The following is a 13,873-nucleotide window of genomic DNA, read 5'->3' as shown; positions in this document are numbered from 1 at the left end:
AGCGCTCTTACCGGGCCGAAGCGAGTTGAGTGAAGGCGGTGCCGAGCCACTGCTGCACGCCATGCATCGTCGCGGCAGAAGTATCGAGGAACGGCTGCGGGTAGACGCCGATGTAAATCAGCAGCGCTGCCAGACCGACCACCATGATCAGTTCGCGACCATCCATGCCATGCAGCACCGCGTCCGACTTGGACGGGCCGAAGTAGGCACGGTGGATCATGATCAGCGAGTAGACCGAACCGAACACCAGGCCGGACGTTGCGATCACGGTGATCCATGGCGCAGCGGCGAAAGTGCCGATCAGGATCAGGAACTCACCGACGAAGTTACCGGTACCCGGCAAGCCCAGCGACGCGGCTGCGAAGAACAGGCTGATGGCCGGCAGGTAAGCAATCTTCGACCACAGGCCACCCATCTCACGCATGTCGCGGGTGTGGGTACGCTCGTACAGTTGACCACTGAGGATAAAGAGTGCCGCCGCCGACAGACCGTGCGCCAGCATCTGCATCACCGCGCCCTGCAGCGCCAGTTGGCTGCCGGAGTAGATGCCGATCAACACGAAGCCCATGTGGGAAACGGAGGAGTAGGCGATCAGACGCTTGATGTCGGTCTGGGCGAAGGCCAGGAACGCACCGTAGAAGATCCCGATCAGACCCAGGGTCATGGCGATCGGCGCGAACTCGGCCGAGGCATTCGGGAACAGCGGCAGGGCGAAACGCAGCAGACCGTATGCAGCCGTTTTCAACAAGATACCGGCCAGGTCGACCGAACCCGCTGTCGGTGCCTGGGCGTGAGCATCAGGCAACCAGGAGTGGAACGGTACGACTGGCAGCTTCACCGCGAAGGCGATGAAGAAGCCGAGCATCAGGATGTACTCGGTGGTCAGCGACATCTTGGTTTTCAACAGGTCGGCGTAGTTGAAGGTAATCACGCCGGTGTCGTTGAAGTTGACCAGGACCAGACCCAGGATCGCCACCAACATGATCAGGCCGGAAGCCTGAGTGAAGATGAAGAACTTGGTCGCCGCGTAGATCCGGGTTTTCTTGCCGTCCGAAGAACTGTGACCCCAGAGCGCGATGAGGAAGTACATCGGCACCAGCATCATTTCCCAGAAGAAGAAGAACATGAACAGGTCGAGGGCGAGGAACACGCCGACGACACCGCCCAGGATCCACATCAGGTTCAAGTGGAAGAAACCGACGTGACGCTGGATCTCTTTCCACGAGCAGAGTACCGAGAGGATACCCAGCAAACCGGTCAGCAGGATCATCAGCAGCGACAGGCCGTCGAGGGCCAGGTGCACGCTGATGCCGAAGCGCTGGATCCAGATGTGCTTGAACTCAAGCGCCCAGACCGGATCGGCGCCAGGCGCCGGAGCAAATGAATAATTACCGTGGGCCCACAGCCAGAGGCCGAGTGCGAGTTCCAGGGTCATGGTCAACAGCGCAATCCAGCGGGGGAGGGTAGCGCCGAAGCGCTCACCCATCCAGCACAGCAGGCCGCCGATGAAGGGGATCAGGATTAGCCAAGGCAGAATCATGACGGGCTCAATTCCTTTCGCAAGTTCGCAAGGTTCATATCAGACCGCTACCAGCACGATGGCGCCGATGACCAGCACGGAGCCGGCTGCCATCGATGCCGCGTACCAACGCAGTTGACCGGTTTCGGTACGGCTCAGGGCGGTGTGACCGCCTTTGGCCATACGCGGGATCAGACCGATGGTCTGGTCGAGCGGGTCTCTGCGCAGTGCGTGGCTGATCGCAAGGTATGGCTTGACGAACAGTTTGTCGTAGATCCAGTCGAAGCCCCAGGCAGCGAACCACCAGGCCGAAAGGAAGCGGCCGATGCCGCTGTTGGCGATTGCAGTGACGAAACGACGCTTGCCGAGGAACAGCAGCGCGGCCAGCAGGATACCGGACAGGGCGATGGCGCCCGAGGCGATTTCCAGACTGTGCTTGGCTTCGCCGCCGGCATGGCCGACGCTTTCCGGCAGCACGCCGTGCAGCGGTGGAACGATCATCGCGCCAATGGCGGTGGACAATACGATCAGCACCGACAGTGGCAGCCAGTGAGCGATGCCGTGACCGGCGTGTGCTTCGGTCTTCACTTCACCGTGGAACGCGATGAAGATCAGGCGGAAGGTGTACAGCGAAGTCATGAACGCACCGACCAGACCTGCGTAAAGCAGACCGTGGTTGCCGCTGGCGAACGCTTCCCAGAGGATTTCGTCCTTGGAGTAGAAGCCTGCGGTCACCAGTGGCAGGGCAGACAATGCCGCGCCGCCGACGATGAAGCTGGCGTAGGCCAGTGGCAGTTTCTTCCACAGGCCGCCCATCTTGAAGATGTTCTGCTCGTGGTGGCAGGCAACGATCACCGCACCGGATGCAAGGAACAGCAGCGCCTTGAAGAAGGCGTGGGTCATCAGGTGGAAGATCGCGCCATCCCACGCACCCACGCCCAGGGCCAGGAACATGTAGCCGATCTGGCTCATGGTCGAGTAGGCGAGGATACGTTTGATGTCGGTCTGAACCAGTGCGGCAAAACCGGCGAGTACCAGGGTCACACCGCCGACAACGCCAACCAGGTGCAGGATATCCGGCGCCAGGGCAAACAGACCGTGAGTACGGGCGATCAGGTAGACACCGGCGGTCACCATGGTTGCGGCGTGGATCAGTGCCGAAACCGGAGTAGGACCGGCCATCGCATCCGCCAGCCAGGTTTGCAGCGGCAGTTGCGCGGATTTACCGACAGCGCCGCCCAGCAGCATCAGGGTGGCCATGACCATCCAGAAGTCGCCGGCCTGGAATTTCTGTGGCGCCAGCACCAGCAGTTCCTGGATGTTCAGCGTGCCCAATTGCGCGAACAGGATGAACAGGCCGATGGCCATGAACACGTCGCCGATACGGGTGACGATGAAGGCTTTCAGTGCCGCGTTACCGTTGTTGCGGTTGCTGTAGTAGAAACCGATCAACAGGTACGAGCACAGGCCCACGCCTTCCCAACCGAAGTACAGGAACAACAGGTTATCGCCCAGCACCAGGAACAACATGCTGGCAATAAACAGGTTGGTGTAGGCGAAGAAGCGCGAGTAACCGGCTTCACCGCGCATGTACCAGGACGCGAACAGGTGGATCAGGAAGCCGACGCCGACCACCACACCGAGCATGGTCAGGGACAGACCATCCAGGTACAGCGCGAAGTTAGGCGTAAAGCCTTCCACCGCCATCCACTGCCACAACACCATGGTGTAGTGACCGCCTTCAGGTGGCGCGACGTTGAATTGCCAGATCACATAAGCCGTGACGATGGCAGACAAGCCGATGGAACCGACGCCAATCAGCGCCGACAGGTTTTCCGAGAGGCGGCCGCGTGAGAACGACAGCAGCAGAAAACCTATAAGAGGGAATACGAAAGTCAGATAGAGAAGATTCATCCGCGCATCTCGCTGGCAGCGTCGATATCGAGAGTGTGGAAGCGGCGATACAGCTGCAACAGAATCGCCAGGCCAATACTGGCCTCGGCGGCTGCCAGGCTGATCACCAGGATGAACATGATCTGTCCATCCGGCTGCGCCCAGCGGCTACCGGCAACGATGAAGGCCAGTGCGGAGGCATTCATCATGACCTCCAGGCTCATCAGCACGAAAAGAATGTTGCGGCGGACCATCAGGCCGACCAGACCGAGGCAGAACAGGATGCCGGCGACCGCCAGACCATGCTCCATAGGGATAGCAGGCATCGTCATTGCTCCTTGGCTTCGTTGCGGCCTAAGTGGAACGCCGTGACGGCTGCGGCGAGCAGCAACATCGAGGCGAGTTCGACCACCAGCAGATAAGGACCGAACAGGCTGATGCCCACGGCCTTGGCGTCTACGGTGGTGTGGCCGATGGCCTGGCCGCTGTCGTGGCTGAACAGCACGTACAGCAGTTCAACCAGCAGCAGGGCGCCGAGTGCGACCGGGCCGAGCCAGATGCCGGGCTTGAGCCAGACGCGCTCTTGCTGAACCGAGGCCGGGCCCAGGTTCAGCATCATCACCACGAACACGAACAGCACCATGATGGCGCCAGCGTAGGCGATCACTTCCAGCACGCCAGCGAACGGCGCGCCGAGGGCGAAAAACGTCATCGCCACGGCAATCAGCGAAATGATCAGGTAGAGCAGGGCGTGCACAGGGTTGGTGTTGGTGATCACGCGAAGCGTGGACACAACCGCGATACCCGATGCGAAATAGAAAGCGAATTCCATCTTTCTTCCTTAAGGCAGCAAGCTCTTCACGTTGATCGGTTCGGCTTCATTCTGCGCGGCGCCTTTTGGCTTACCGGCAATCGCCATACCTGCAACACGATAGAAGTTGTAATCAGGGTTTTTGCCGGGGCCGGAGATCAACAGATCTTCTTTCTCGTACACCAGGTCCTGACGTTTGAACTCGGCCATCTCGAAATCCGGTGTCAGCTGGATCGCGGTGGTCGGGCAGGCTTCCTCGCAGAGGCCGCAGAAAATGCAGCGCGAGAAGTTGATACGGAAAAACTCCGGGTACCAGCGACCGTCATCGGTTTCAGCTTTCTGCAGCGAGATGCAACCGACCGGGCACGCCACGGCGCACAAGTTGCAGGCTACACAACGCTCTTCGCCATCAGGGTCGCGGGTCAGGACGATACGGCCACGGAAGCGCGGCGGCAGGTACACGGCTTCTTCCGGGTATTGCAGCGTGTCGCGCTTGCGGAAGGCGTGGCCGAAGATCATCACCAGGCTGCGAAGCTGGGTGAAGAAGCCATGCACGATGTCAAATATGTACTTCATGATTCTCTATCCTCACTGAGCCGCGACGGCGGGCGTGTTGAGCAACACGATCGCAGCGGTCACCAGCATGTTGACGAGGGTCAGCGGCAGGCAGAACTTCCAGCTGAAATCCATCACTTGGTCATACCGTGGGCGCGGAATCGAGGCGCGCAGCAGGATGAAGAACATGATGAAGAACGCGGTTTTCAGTGCGAACCAGATGAACGGGATCTGCGGCAGAATGCCGAACGGACCGTGCCAGCCACCGAAGAACAGGGTCACCAGCAGCGCCGAAATCAACACGATGCCGATGTACTCACCGACGAAGAACATGCCCCATTTCATGCCGGCGTATTCAATGTGGTAACCGTCGGCCAGTTCCTGCTCCGCTTCCGGCTGGTCGAACGGGTGACGGTGAGTCACGGCGACGCCGGCGATGAAGAAGGTCAGGAAACCGAAGATCTGCGGAATGACGAACCACAGGTTCTGCGCCTGGTATTCAACGATGTCGCGCATGTTGAACGAGCCAACCTGGATCACGATGCCCATCAGCGACAGGCCCATGAACACTTCGTACGACACGGTTTGTGCCGAGGCCCGCAAGCTGCCCAACAGGGCGAACTTGTTGTTACTCGACCAGCCGGCGAACAGCACCGCGTAGACCGACAGACCGGCCATGGCGAAGAAGAACAGGATGCCGATGTTGATGTCCGCCACACCCCAGGTCGGGGTGATCGGGATGATCGCGAAGGCAATCAGCAAGGCGCTCATGGCCACGACCGGTGCCAAGGTGAAGATCACTTTGTCGGCGAACGGTGGGGTCCAGTCTTCTTTGAAGAACATCTTGATCATGTCGGCCGCAATCTGGAACGCGCCGAACGGGCCGACGCGGTTCGGACCGTAACGGTCCTGCCAGAGGGCGAGCAGACGACGCTCGACCCAGCTCAGCAGCGCGCCGCACACCACAACGGCGAGCAGAATCACGATGGCCTTGAGGACCGCGATGATCACGTCAATCACTTCAGGCGTGAACCAGGTCATTGAGCTGCCTCCTGCAGACCGTCAACGGATTTGCCAAAGATCGCTGGCGGAATGCCGGCGATACCTGCCGGCAATGCGACCAGACCGGCACCCAGCTCTTCGTTGATGCGCAGCGGCAGACGCAGGGTCTGGCCCGCAACGCTCAAGCTCAGCAGGGCGCCGTCATTGACACCCAGACGGTCGGCTTCGGATTTGGCCAGCGACACGTAAGCGGCCGGGATGCGTTCCTGAACCGGTGCGGCTTTGGAAGAGTTCTCTTCGCTGCCGAACAGGTGGAAGAACGGCACAACCTGCCAGGTGCCCGGAGCCGGGTTGAACGCGCGAGGAACACTGGCGAACCAGTTCAGCGAGTCACCGGTGCTTTCGATCAGGCGGGTGCCCGGGTCGCCAGCGCGGATGTGACCACCGACTTCGTCCTGGAACTTGTTCCAGGCTTGCGGCGAGTTCCAGCCCGGAGACCAGGCGAATGGCACTTGCTGACGCGGTTCGACCGAGCCCGAGTAACCTTCCATGGAGAACGAGAACGCGGTGTCGTTATCCTGGGAAGTGCGCGGTTCGTGCACGCTGATGTCGGCGCGCATGGCGGTACGACCGGAGTAACGCAGCGGTTCGCGAGCCAGTTTCAGGCCTTTGATGCGGAACGCGGCGGACGGTGCGGCGCTGACGATGCCGGCCAGTTGCGGAGTGCTTGCGGCACAGGCAGCGGTGACGTGGTCCAGTTGGGTCCAGTCGATCGGCTGGTTCAACAGGGTAGCGCGCAGGGCATGCAGCCAGCGCCAGCCTTCGTGAACCATGATGCTTGCGTCGAGGTAAGTCGGGTCGAAGACCTGGAAGAAGCGCTGGGCGCGACCTTCCTGGCTGACCAGCGTACCGTCGCCTTCAGCGAAGCTGGCGGCTGGCAGAACCAGGTGCGCGCGATCGCTGGTGGCGGTCTTCTGATGGTCGGCCACGATCACCACTTTCGCGGCGTTCAGGGCAGCATCGACCTTGGCTTTGTCGGTACGGGTGTACAGATCGTTTTCCAGCACGACGATGGCGTCAGCTTTACCGTCGATCACCGCTTGCAGGGCTGCGTCGACCGATTCACCACCGAGCATGGCCAGGCCGAGGCTGTTGGCCTCTGGCACGATCAGGCTGATGGAACCGTTCTTCTCGCGCAGCTTCAGGGCTTTGGCGATGTTTGCCGCGGCTTCGATCAGCGCCTTGGAACCCAGCGAGGTACCGGCAATGATCAGTGGACGCTTGGCGGCGAGCAGAGCGTCGGCAATGCGCTTGGCCAGCTCAAGAGCTTCAGCGTCCAGGCCTTCAACGGCAGGCGCGCTGGCGTCGAGGGCGTGAGCCACGGCGAAACCGATGCGGGCCAGGTCGTCTGGTGCAGCGTGAACGCATTCTTCAGCGATGTCGTCGAGCTTGGTTTCAGCCAGGCTGGCGATGAACAGCGGGTTCAGAGCGTTCTGACCGATGTTCTTCACCGCAGCGTCGAGCCAAGGCTGAACGCGCATGGCGTCGGCCATGTCTTCGGCTTTGCCTTTGACCGATTGACGCAGGGACAGGGCCATACGCGCAGCGGTCTGGGTCAGGTCTTCGCCGAGGACGAAGATCGCGTCGTGGTCTTCGATGTCGCGCATGTTCGGGATCGGCAGCGGGCTGTCTTTGAGCACCTGCATGACCAGACGAATGCGTTCCAGCTCAGCGGCTTCGATACCGGAGTAGAAGTGCTCGGCACCGACCAGTTCGCGCAACGCGTAGTTGCTTTCGAGGCTGGCACGAGGCGAACCGATACCGACGATGTTGCGACCGCGCAGCAGGTCGGCGGCTTTATCCAGCGCTTCGTCGAGGGTCAGCTTGGCGCCGTTGGCCAGCAATGCCTGACGCGGGCGATCCTTGCGATTGACGTAGCCATAGCCGAAACGGCCACGGTCGCACAGGAAGTACTGGTTTACCGAACCGTTGAAACGGTTTTCGATACGACGCAGTTCACCGTAGCGCTCGCCCGGGGAGATGTTGCAACCGCTGGAGCAGCCATGGCAGATGCTCGGCGAGAACTGCATGTCCCACTTGCGGTTGTAGCGCTCGGAGTGAGTCTTGTCGGTGAACACACCGGTCGGGCAAACCTCGGTGAGGTTGCCGGAGAACTCGCTTTCCAGGGTGCCGTCTTCAACGCGACCGAAGTACACGTTGTCGTGGGCGCCGAATACACCGAGGTCGGTGCCGCCGGCGTAATCCTTATAGAAGCGTACGCAGCGGTAGCAAGCGATGCAGCGGTTCATTTCGTGGGAAATGAACGGGCCCAGTTGCTGGTTCTGGTGAGTACGCTTGGTGAAGCGATAACGGCGCTCGTTGTGGCCGGTCATCACGGTCATGTCTTGCAGGTGGCAGTGACCGCCTTCTTCACAGACCGGGCAGTCGTGAGGGTGGTTGGTCATCAGCCATTCAACGACGCTGGCGCGAAACACTTTCGCTTCTTCGTCGTCGATGGAGATCCAGCTGCCGTCGGTGGCGGGAGTCATGCAGGACATGACGATCCGACCACGCTTGTCGTTTTCGTCGGTGTACTGCTTGACCGCGCACTGGCGGCAAGCGCCAACGCTGCCTAGGGCTGGGTGCCAGCAGAAATAAGGGATATCGAGGCCTAGCGACAGACATGCCTGTAACAGGTTGTCTGCCCCGTCGACTTCGAGCTCTTTGCCGTCTACGTGGATAGTGGCCATGGTTCAAAGTTCTTCGTTGGCCCGGTGTCAGCGGGCGTGGCTAATGGAATCTTGTTATGCGCGTGAATCAACACAGCCGTTTAAGGCGTCATCACACGACAAAGCGAAGGGCACGGACCCTTCGCTTTTTTAAGCGTTTACGCGCCGACTACGATCGGCCTTGCCAGAGGCGGGACGACGGCGCTGGTAGGCGCGATGCCGGCTTCGAACTCATGGCGGAAGTATTTGATTGCGCTGCCCAACGGCTCCACGGCGCCCGGTGCGTGAGCACAGAAGGTCTTGCCCGGGCCGAGGAAACCGACCAGACCCAGCAGGGTCTCGATATCGCCGGCTTGCCCTTCACCATTCTCGATGGCGCGCAGAAGCTTGACGCTCCACGGCAAACCGTCACGGCACGGGGTGCAGAAGCCGCAGGATTCGCGGGAGAAGAACTCTTCCATGTTGCGCAGCAGGGAAACCATGTTGACGCTGTCGTCCACCGCCATGGCCAGGCCGGTACCCATACGGGTGCCCACTTTGGCGATGCCGCCGGCGTACATTTGCGCGTCCAGGTGTTCCGGCAACAGGAAACCGGTACCGGCGCCGCCTGGCTGCCAGCACTTGAGCGTGTAACCGTCGCGCATGCCGCCGGCGTAGTCTTCGAACAACTCGCGACCGGTGACGCCGAACGGCAATTCCCACAGGCCCGGGTTCTTGACCTTGCCGGAGAAGCCCATGAGCTTGGTGCCCATGTCTTCACTGCCTTCGCGGGCCAACGATTTGTACCAGTCCACGCCGTCGGCAATGATCGCCGGCACGTTGCACAGGGTTTCAACGTTGTTCACGCAGGTCGGCTTGCCCCACACGCCAACGGCCGCAGGGAAGGGCGGCTTGGAGCGCGGGTTGGCGCGGCGGCCTTCGAGGGAGTTGATCAGTGCGGTTTCTTCACCGCAGATGTAACGCCCGGCGCCGGTGTGGACAAACAGCTCGAAATCGAAGCCGCTGCCCAGGATGTTCTTGCCCAGCAGGCCTGCAGCCTTGGCTTCTTCCACGGCACGGTTCAGGTGCTTGGCGGCGGTGGTGTATTCGCCGCGCAGGAAGATGTAGCCACGGTAGGTTTTCAGCGCGCGAGCACTGATCAGCATGCCTTCGATCAGCAGATGGGGCAGTTGCTCCATCAGCATGCGGTCTTTCCAGGTGTTCGGTTCCATCTCGTCCGCGTTGCACAGCAGATAGCGGATGTTGATGGATTCGTCTTTGGGCATCAGGCCCCACTTAACACCCGTGGGGAAGCCTGCACCGCCGCGACCTTTAAGACCTGCGTCTTTCACGGTCTGGACGATGTCGTCCTGAGCCATGTCGGCGAAAGCCTTGCGCGCAGCCGCGTAACCGTTCTTAGCCTGGTACTCGTCGAGCCAGACAGCTTCGCCGTCGTCACGCAGACGCCAGGTGAGCGGGTGAGTCTCGGCCGAACGCTTGATGCGGTTGGCAGGACCGAAGGAAGTCAGGGTCATACGTAGCCCTCGAGCAATTTGGCAACGCCGGCAGGCTGCACATCACCGAAAGTGTCGTCGTCGATCATCAACGCCGGCGCCTTGTCGCAGTTGCCGAGGCAGCAGACCGGCAGCAGGGTGAAACGACCGTCGGCGGTGGTCTGACCCAGGCCGATGCCCAGATTGCTCTGGATTTCGCTGACTACCGATTCATGGCCGCCGATGTAGCAGACCATGCTGTCGCAGACGCGAATGATGTGACGGCCGACCGGCTGACGGAAGATCTGGCTATAGAACGTCGCCACGCCTTCCACGTCGCTGGCCGGGATGCCGAGGATTTCGCCGATGGCGTAGAGGGCGCCATCAGGCACCCAGCCACGTTCCTTCTGGACGATCTTCAGGGCTTCGATCGACGCCGCGCGCGGGTCTTCGTAGTGATGCAGCTCGTGCTCGATGGCCGAGCGCTCGGTTTCGCTCAGGGCGAAACGGTCTGTCTGGATAAGCGTGCTGTTCATGCTTAGCGGTCCACGTCGGCCATAACGAAATCGATACTACCCAGGTACGCAATCAAGTCCGCGACCATGCTGCCTTTGATCACCGAAGGGATCTGCTGCAGGTGCGGGAAGCTTGGAGTGCGAATCCGGGTGCGGTAGCTCATGGTGCCGCCATCGCTCGTCAGGTAATAACTGTTGATGCCCTTGGTCGCTTCGATCATCTGGAAGGATTCGTTGGCCGGCATGACCGGGCCCCACGAAACTTGCAGGAAGTGCGTGATCAGGGTCTCGATGTGCTGCAGGGTGCGCTCTTTCGGTGGCGGCGTGGTCAGCGGGTGATCCGCCTTGTACGGGCCTTCCGGCATGTTGCGCATGCACTGCTCGATGATCTTCAGGCTTTGGCGCATTTCTTCGACACGCACGATGCAACGGTCGTAGGCATCGCCATTGGCCGCCAGCGGCACTTCGAATTCGAAGTTCTCGTAACCGGAGTACGGGCGAGCTTTACGCAGGTCGAAATCGCAACCGGTCGAACGCAGGCCGGAACCGGTGACGCCCCATTCCAGGGCTTCTTTGGTGTTGTAGGCGGCGACGCCGATGGTCCGGCCACGCAGGATGCTGTTGTCCAGTGCGGCTTTCTGGTATTCGTCCAGACGCTTTGGCATCCACTCGATGAAGTCTTTCACCAGTTTTTCCCAGCCGCGTGGCAGGTCGTGAGCGACGCCACCGATGCGGTACCAGGCCGGGTGCAGACGGAAGCCGGTAATGGCTTCGATCACCGTGTACGCCTTCTGACGGTCGGTGAACGTGAAGAACACCGGGGTCATGGCGCCCACGTCCTGGATGTAAGTCCCCAGGAACAGCAGGTGGCTGGTGATCCGGAAGAACTCGGCCATCATGATGCGGATGACGTCGACCTTCTCAGGCACCTTGATACCGGCCAGCTTCTCGACCGAGAGCACGTACGGCAGGTTGTTCATCACGCCGCCGAGGTAGTCGATACGGTCGGTGTACGGAATGAAGCTGTGCCAGGACTGACGCTCGGCCATCTTCTCGGCACCACGGTGGTGGTAACCGACGTCCGGCACGCAATCGACGATCTCTTCACCGTCCAGCTGCAGAATGATGCGGAACGCACCGTGCGCGGAAGGGTGGTTAGGACCGAGGTTGAGGAACATGTAGTCCTCGTTCGCACCGGAACGCTTCATGCCCCAGTCTTCAGGCTTGAAGCGTGCGGCTTCTTCCTCAAGCTGTTGCTTGGCAAGGGTCAGGCTGAACGGGTCGAACTCGGTGGCACGGGCCGGGAAGTCCTTGCGCAGCGGGTGACCTTCCCAGGTCGGCGGCATCATGATGCGGGTCAGGTGCGGGTGACCGGCAAAGTTGATGCCGTACATGTCCCACACTTCACGCTCGTACCAGTTGGCGTTCGGCCAGATGCCGGTCACGGTCGGCACGCTGAGGTCGCTCTCGGACAAGGCGACCTTTATCATTACGTCACTATTACGTTCGATCGACATCAAGTGATAGAACACAGTGAAGTCGGCGCCGCTAGGCAGCCCTTGACGCTTGGTGCGCAGACGCTCGTCCACACCGTGCAGGTCATAGAGCATGACGTACGGCTTGGGCAGGTTGCGCAGGAAGGTCAGGACTTCGACGAGTTTGGCACGGGCAACCCAAAGCACCGGCATGCCGGTGCGGGTAGGCTGGGCGGTGAACGCCTCAGGGCCAAAACGGTTATTCAGTTCGACGACCACATCCTGGTCGTCTGCCTTATAAGGCGGGATGTACAGAGCACTGCCTGTAGTCATGGTTATTTATCGCTTTCGGTCAACGTAAAGAATGAAGCCAGTGTCTCGTTCTATAAAAGAGGCAGATCTGGATCAGACTTCGTCGGGGCTGCGCAGGTTGGTGACTGCGATTCGCTGTTCGCGGCGCTGTTCCTTTTGCGAAGGCATCTCGGCGCGGTACACGCCTTGATCGCCGACGACCCAGGAAAGCGGACGACGCTCCTGTCCAATCGACTCTTGCAAGAGCATCAAGCCTTGCAGAAAAGCTTCAGGGCGGGGCGGGCAGCCAGGCACGTAGACGTCCACGGGCAGGAACTTGTCCACCCCTTGAACGACAGAGTAGATGTCGTACATGCCACCGGAGTTGGCGCACGAACCCATGGAGATAACCCATTTAGGTTCGAGCATTTGCTCGTAGAGACGCTGAATGATCGGCGCCATCTTGATGAAGCAGGTACCGGCGATAACCATGAAATCCGCCTGGCGCGGCGATGCCCGGATAACCTCGGCGCCAAAGCGCGCGATGTCGTGGGGCGCCGTGAAGGCGGTGGTCATTTCCACGTAGCAGCACGAAAGACCGAAGTTGTACGGCCACAGGGAGTTCTTGCGCCCCCAGTTGATCGTGCCGTTAAGCACGTCTTCGAGCTTGCCCATGAAAATGTTTTTGTGGACTTGATCTTCTAACGGATCGGAAACGGTTTCCCGTTCGCCAATCGGATACTGCTCGTTAGGAGCATCGGGGTCGATCCTGGTGAGATTGTATTGCATTGCCAAAGCCTCATTGTTTCAGCTTCGCCTGCCGCTTGCGACGAGCTTCCGGAGCCCAGTCAAGGGCGCCCACTCGGAACAGGTAGACAAGACCTGCCAACAGAATTGCTATGAAAACGAGAGCTTCGACGAATCCGGTCCAGCCGCTTTCGCGGACGGACACAGACCAGGCAAAGAGAAAGAGGGCTTCGATATCGAAGATCACGAAGAGCATCGCGACCAGATAGAATTTGGCTGAGAGCCGCAAGCGGGCGCCACCTGTAGGCAGCATGCCGGATTCGAACGGTTCGTTTTTGCTGCGGCCCCAGGCTTTTGACCCGAGGAGGCTGGAGACACCGAGCATGAAGGCGCAGAGGCCGACAACGCCCAGAAGGAAAATGGCAAAGCCCCAGTTGTGGGCCATGAGTCCTGTCGCTTCGGGCATGCTGGAAATCCTTAACAGAGAGCAAAGGTCTCTGAGCTTGAAAAAGAAACAACGCAGTGACGATATGTCGCAGCAATCAATCCCGCTGATTTTATGGCACAACACCCTGCAAGTAAAATTCCTATAGCGAAATTATTTATAGGAATAAGGACATAGCGCACCTCCAAAACCCTGTAGCCCATGCGGTTCGGGCATTAGCCGGCATTTCATCAATTATGTTTTGTAGGGAATGTAACGAACATAGTTGCAGATAAATGATAATCAGTATTGTTTGCGATGGTTTTTAAACTGTTTAACAGGGTGAGAGTCGGGAAGTTGTCTTACAGGTGCGTAACAACTAGTAGCGAGCAGGGTCGTTTTACCTTCTTTTCCTGATCGAGAAACTGCTCAGGATCAAT

12 protein-coding genes are annotated in these 13,873 nt (G+C 59.9%); all 12 read right to left on the bottom strand.

The genetic code is table 11. From position 1 onward, the window contains the following. Positions 1-7: 7 nt before the first annotated feature. Complete coding sequence (nuoM, locus tag MO767_RS12260; RefSeq protein ID WP_282480702.1) at positions 8-1,540, bottom strand: NADH-quinone oxidoreductase subunit M; 1,533 nt, start codon at positions 1,538-1,540, stop codon at positions 8-10. Positions 1,541-1,579: 39 nt separating this feature from the next. Continuing rightward, positions 1,580-3,433 (bottom strand): NADH-quinone oxidoreductase subunit L, encoded by a 1,854-nt coding sequence (nuoL, locus tag MO767_RS12255; RefSeq protein ID WP_282480701.1) that lies wholly within the window; start codon positions 3,431-3,433, stop codon positions 1,580-1,582. Continuing rightward, positions 3,430-3,738, bottom strand: a complete 309-nt coding sequence (gene nuoK / locus MO767_RS12250) for an NADH-quinone oxidoreductase subunit NuoK (protein ID WP_007946416.1) — start codon at positions 3,736-3,738, stop codon at positions 3,430-3,432. Before nuoK ends, nuoL begins: the two co-directional genes overlap by 4 nt. A gap of 2 nt (positions 3,739-3,740) precedes the next feature. Then, entirely contained in the window at positions 3,741-4,244 is a 504-nt protein-coding gene (nuoJ, locus tag MO767_RS12245) for an NADH-quinone oxidoreductase subunit J (RefSeq protein ID WP_046047465.1), read from the bottom strand. A gap of 9 nt (positions 4,245-4,253) precedes the next feature. After that, positions 4,254-4,802: an NADH-quinone oxidoreductase subunit NuoI gene (gene nuoI / locus MO767_RS12240; RefSeq protein ID WP_026345730.1), complete on the bottom strand. Its 549-nt coding sequence runs from the start codon at positions 4,800-4,802 to the stop codon at positions 4,254-4,256. Positions 4,803-4,811: 9 nt separating this feature from the next. Then, positions 4,812-5,819 carry an NADH-quinone oxidoreductase subunit NuoH gene (nuoH, locus tag MO767_RS12235; RefSeq protein WP_008146046.1) on the bottom strand — a complete coding sequence of 336 codons (1,008 nt, stop codon included), beginning with the start codon at positions 5,817-5,819 and terminating at the stop codon, positions 4,812-4,814. After that, a complete protein-coding gene (gene nuoG / locus MO767_RS12230) occupies positions 5,816-8,530 on the bottom strand; it encodes an NADH-quinone oxidoreductase subunit NuoG (RefSeq protein WP_282480700.1) in 2,715 nt (904 codons plus the stop codon). The genes nuoH and nuoG overlap by 4 nt, the downstream gene beginning before the upstream one ends. Positions 8,531-8,667: 137 nt before the next feature. Then, the gene (nuoF, locus tag MO767_RS12225) at positions 8,668-10,023 is read right to left on the bottom strand and encodes an NADH-quinone oxidoreductase subunit NuoF (RefSeq protein ID WP_150801504.1); all 1,356 of its coding nucleotides are present in this window, start codon (positions 10,021-10,023) and stop codon (positions 8,668-8,670) included. Further along, positions 10,020-10,517 carry an NADH-quinone oxidoreductase subunit NuoE gene (gene nuoE, locus MO767_RS12220; protein ID WP_008146039.1) on the bottom strand — a complete coding sequence of 166 codons (498 nt, stop codon included), beginning with the start codon at positions 10,515-10,517 and terminating at the stop codon, positions 10,020-10,022. The genes nuoF and nuoE overlap by 4 nt, the downstream gene beginning before the upstream one ends. A 2-nt stretch (positions 10,518-10,519) precedes the next feature. Continuing rightward, positions 10,520-12,304, bottom strand: coding sequence for an NADH-quinone oxidoreductase subunit C/D (nuoC, locus tag MO767_RS12215; protein ID WP_008146037.1), 1,785 nt, complete (start codon positions 12,302-12,304; stop codon positions 10,520-10,522). Between the two features lie 72 nt (positions 12,305-12,376). After that, a complete protein-coding gene (locus MO767_RS12210; RefSeq protein WP_008146035.1) occupies positions 12,377-13,051 on the bottom strand; it encodes an NADH-quinone oxidoreductase subunit B in 675 nt (224 codons plus the stop codon). 10 nt (positions 13,052-13,061) lie between these two features. Further along, positions 13,062-13,475: an NADH-quinone oxidoreductase subunit A gene (locus tag MO767_RS12205; protein WP_003223812.1), complete on the bottom strand. Its 414-nt coding sequence runs from the start codon at positions 13,473-13,475 to the stop codon at positions 13,062-13,064. Positions 13,476-13,873: the final 398 nt, after the last annotated feature.

Origin of the sequence: Pseudomonas sp. UYIF39 (assembly GCF_029963765.1) — a bacterium.
GTDB lineage: Bacteria > Pseudomonadota > Gammaproteobacteria > Pseudomonadales > Pseudomonadaceae > Aquipseudomonas.
Note: the sequence above shows the minus strand (reverse complement) of the source record. Positions and strands in the feature narration are given on the sequence as shown.

Coding starts and splice junctions, on each gene's coding strand:
- nuoM (WP_282480702.1), bottom strand. CDS start 1,540: ATGATTCTGCCTTGGCTAATCCTGATCCCCTTCATCGGCGGCCTGCTG.
- nuoL (WP_282480701.1), bottom strand. CDS start 3,433: ATGAATCTTCTCTATCTGACTTTCGTATTCCCTCTTATAGGTTTTCTG.
- nuoK (WP_007946416.1), bottom strand. CDS start 3,738: ATGCCTGCTATCCCTATGGAGCATGGTCTGGCGGTCGCCGGCATCCTG.
- nuoJ (WP_046047465.1), bottom strand. CDS start 4,244: ATGGAATTCGCTTTCTATTTCGCATCGGGTATCGCGGTTGTGTCCACG.
- nuoH (WP_008146046.1), bottom strand. CDS start 5,819: ATGACCTGGTTCACGCCTGAAGTGATTGACGTGATCATCGCGGTCCTC.
- nuoG (WP_282480700.1), bottom strand. CDS start 8,530: ATGGCCACTATCCACGTAGACGGCAAAGAGCTCGAAGTCGACGGGGCA.
- nuoF (WP_150801504.1), bottom strand. CDS start 10,023: ATGACCCTGACTTCCTTCGGTCCTGCCAACCGCATCAAGCGTTCGGCC.
- nuoE (WP_008146039.1), bottom strand. CDS start 10,517: ATGAACAGCACGCTTATCCAGACAGACCGTTTCGCCCTGAGCGAAACC.
- nuoC (WP_008146037.1), bottom strand. CDS start 12,304: ATGACTACAGGCAGTGCTCTGTACATCCCGCCTTATAAGGCAGACGAC.
- MO767_RS12210 (WP_008146035.1), bottom strand. CDS start 13,051: ATGCAATACAATCTCACCAGGATCGACCCCGATGCTCCTAACGAGCAG.
- MO767_RS12205 (WP_003223812.1), bottom strand. CDS start 13,475: ATGCCCGAAGCGACAGGACTCATGGCCCACAACTGGGGCTTTGCCATT.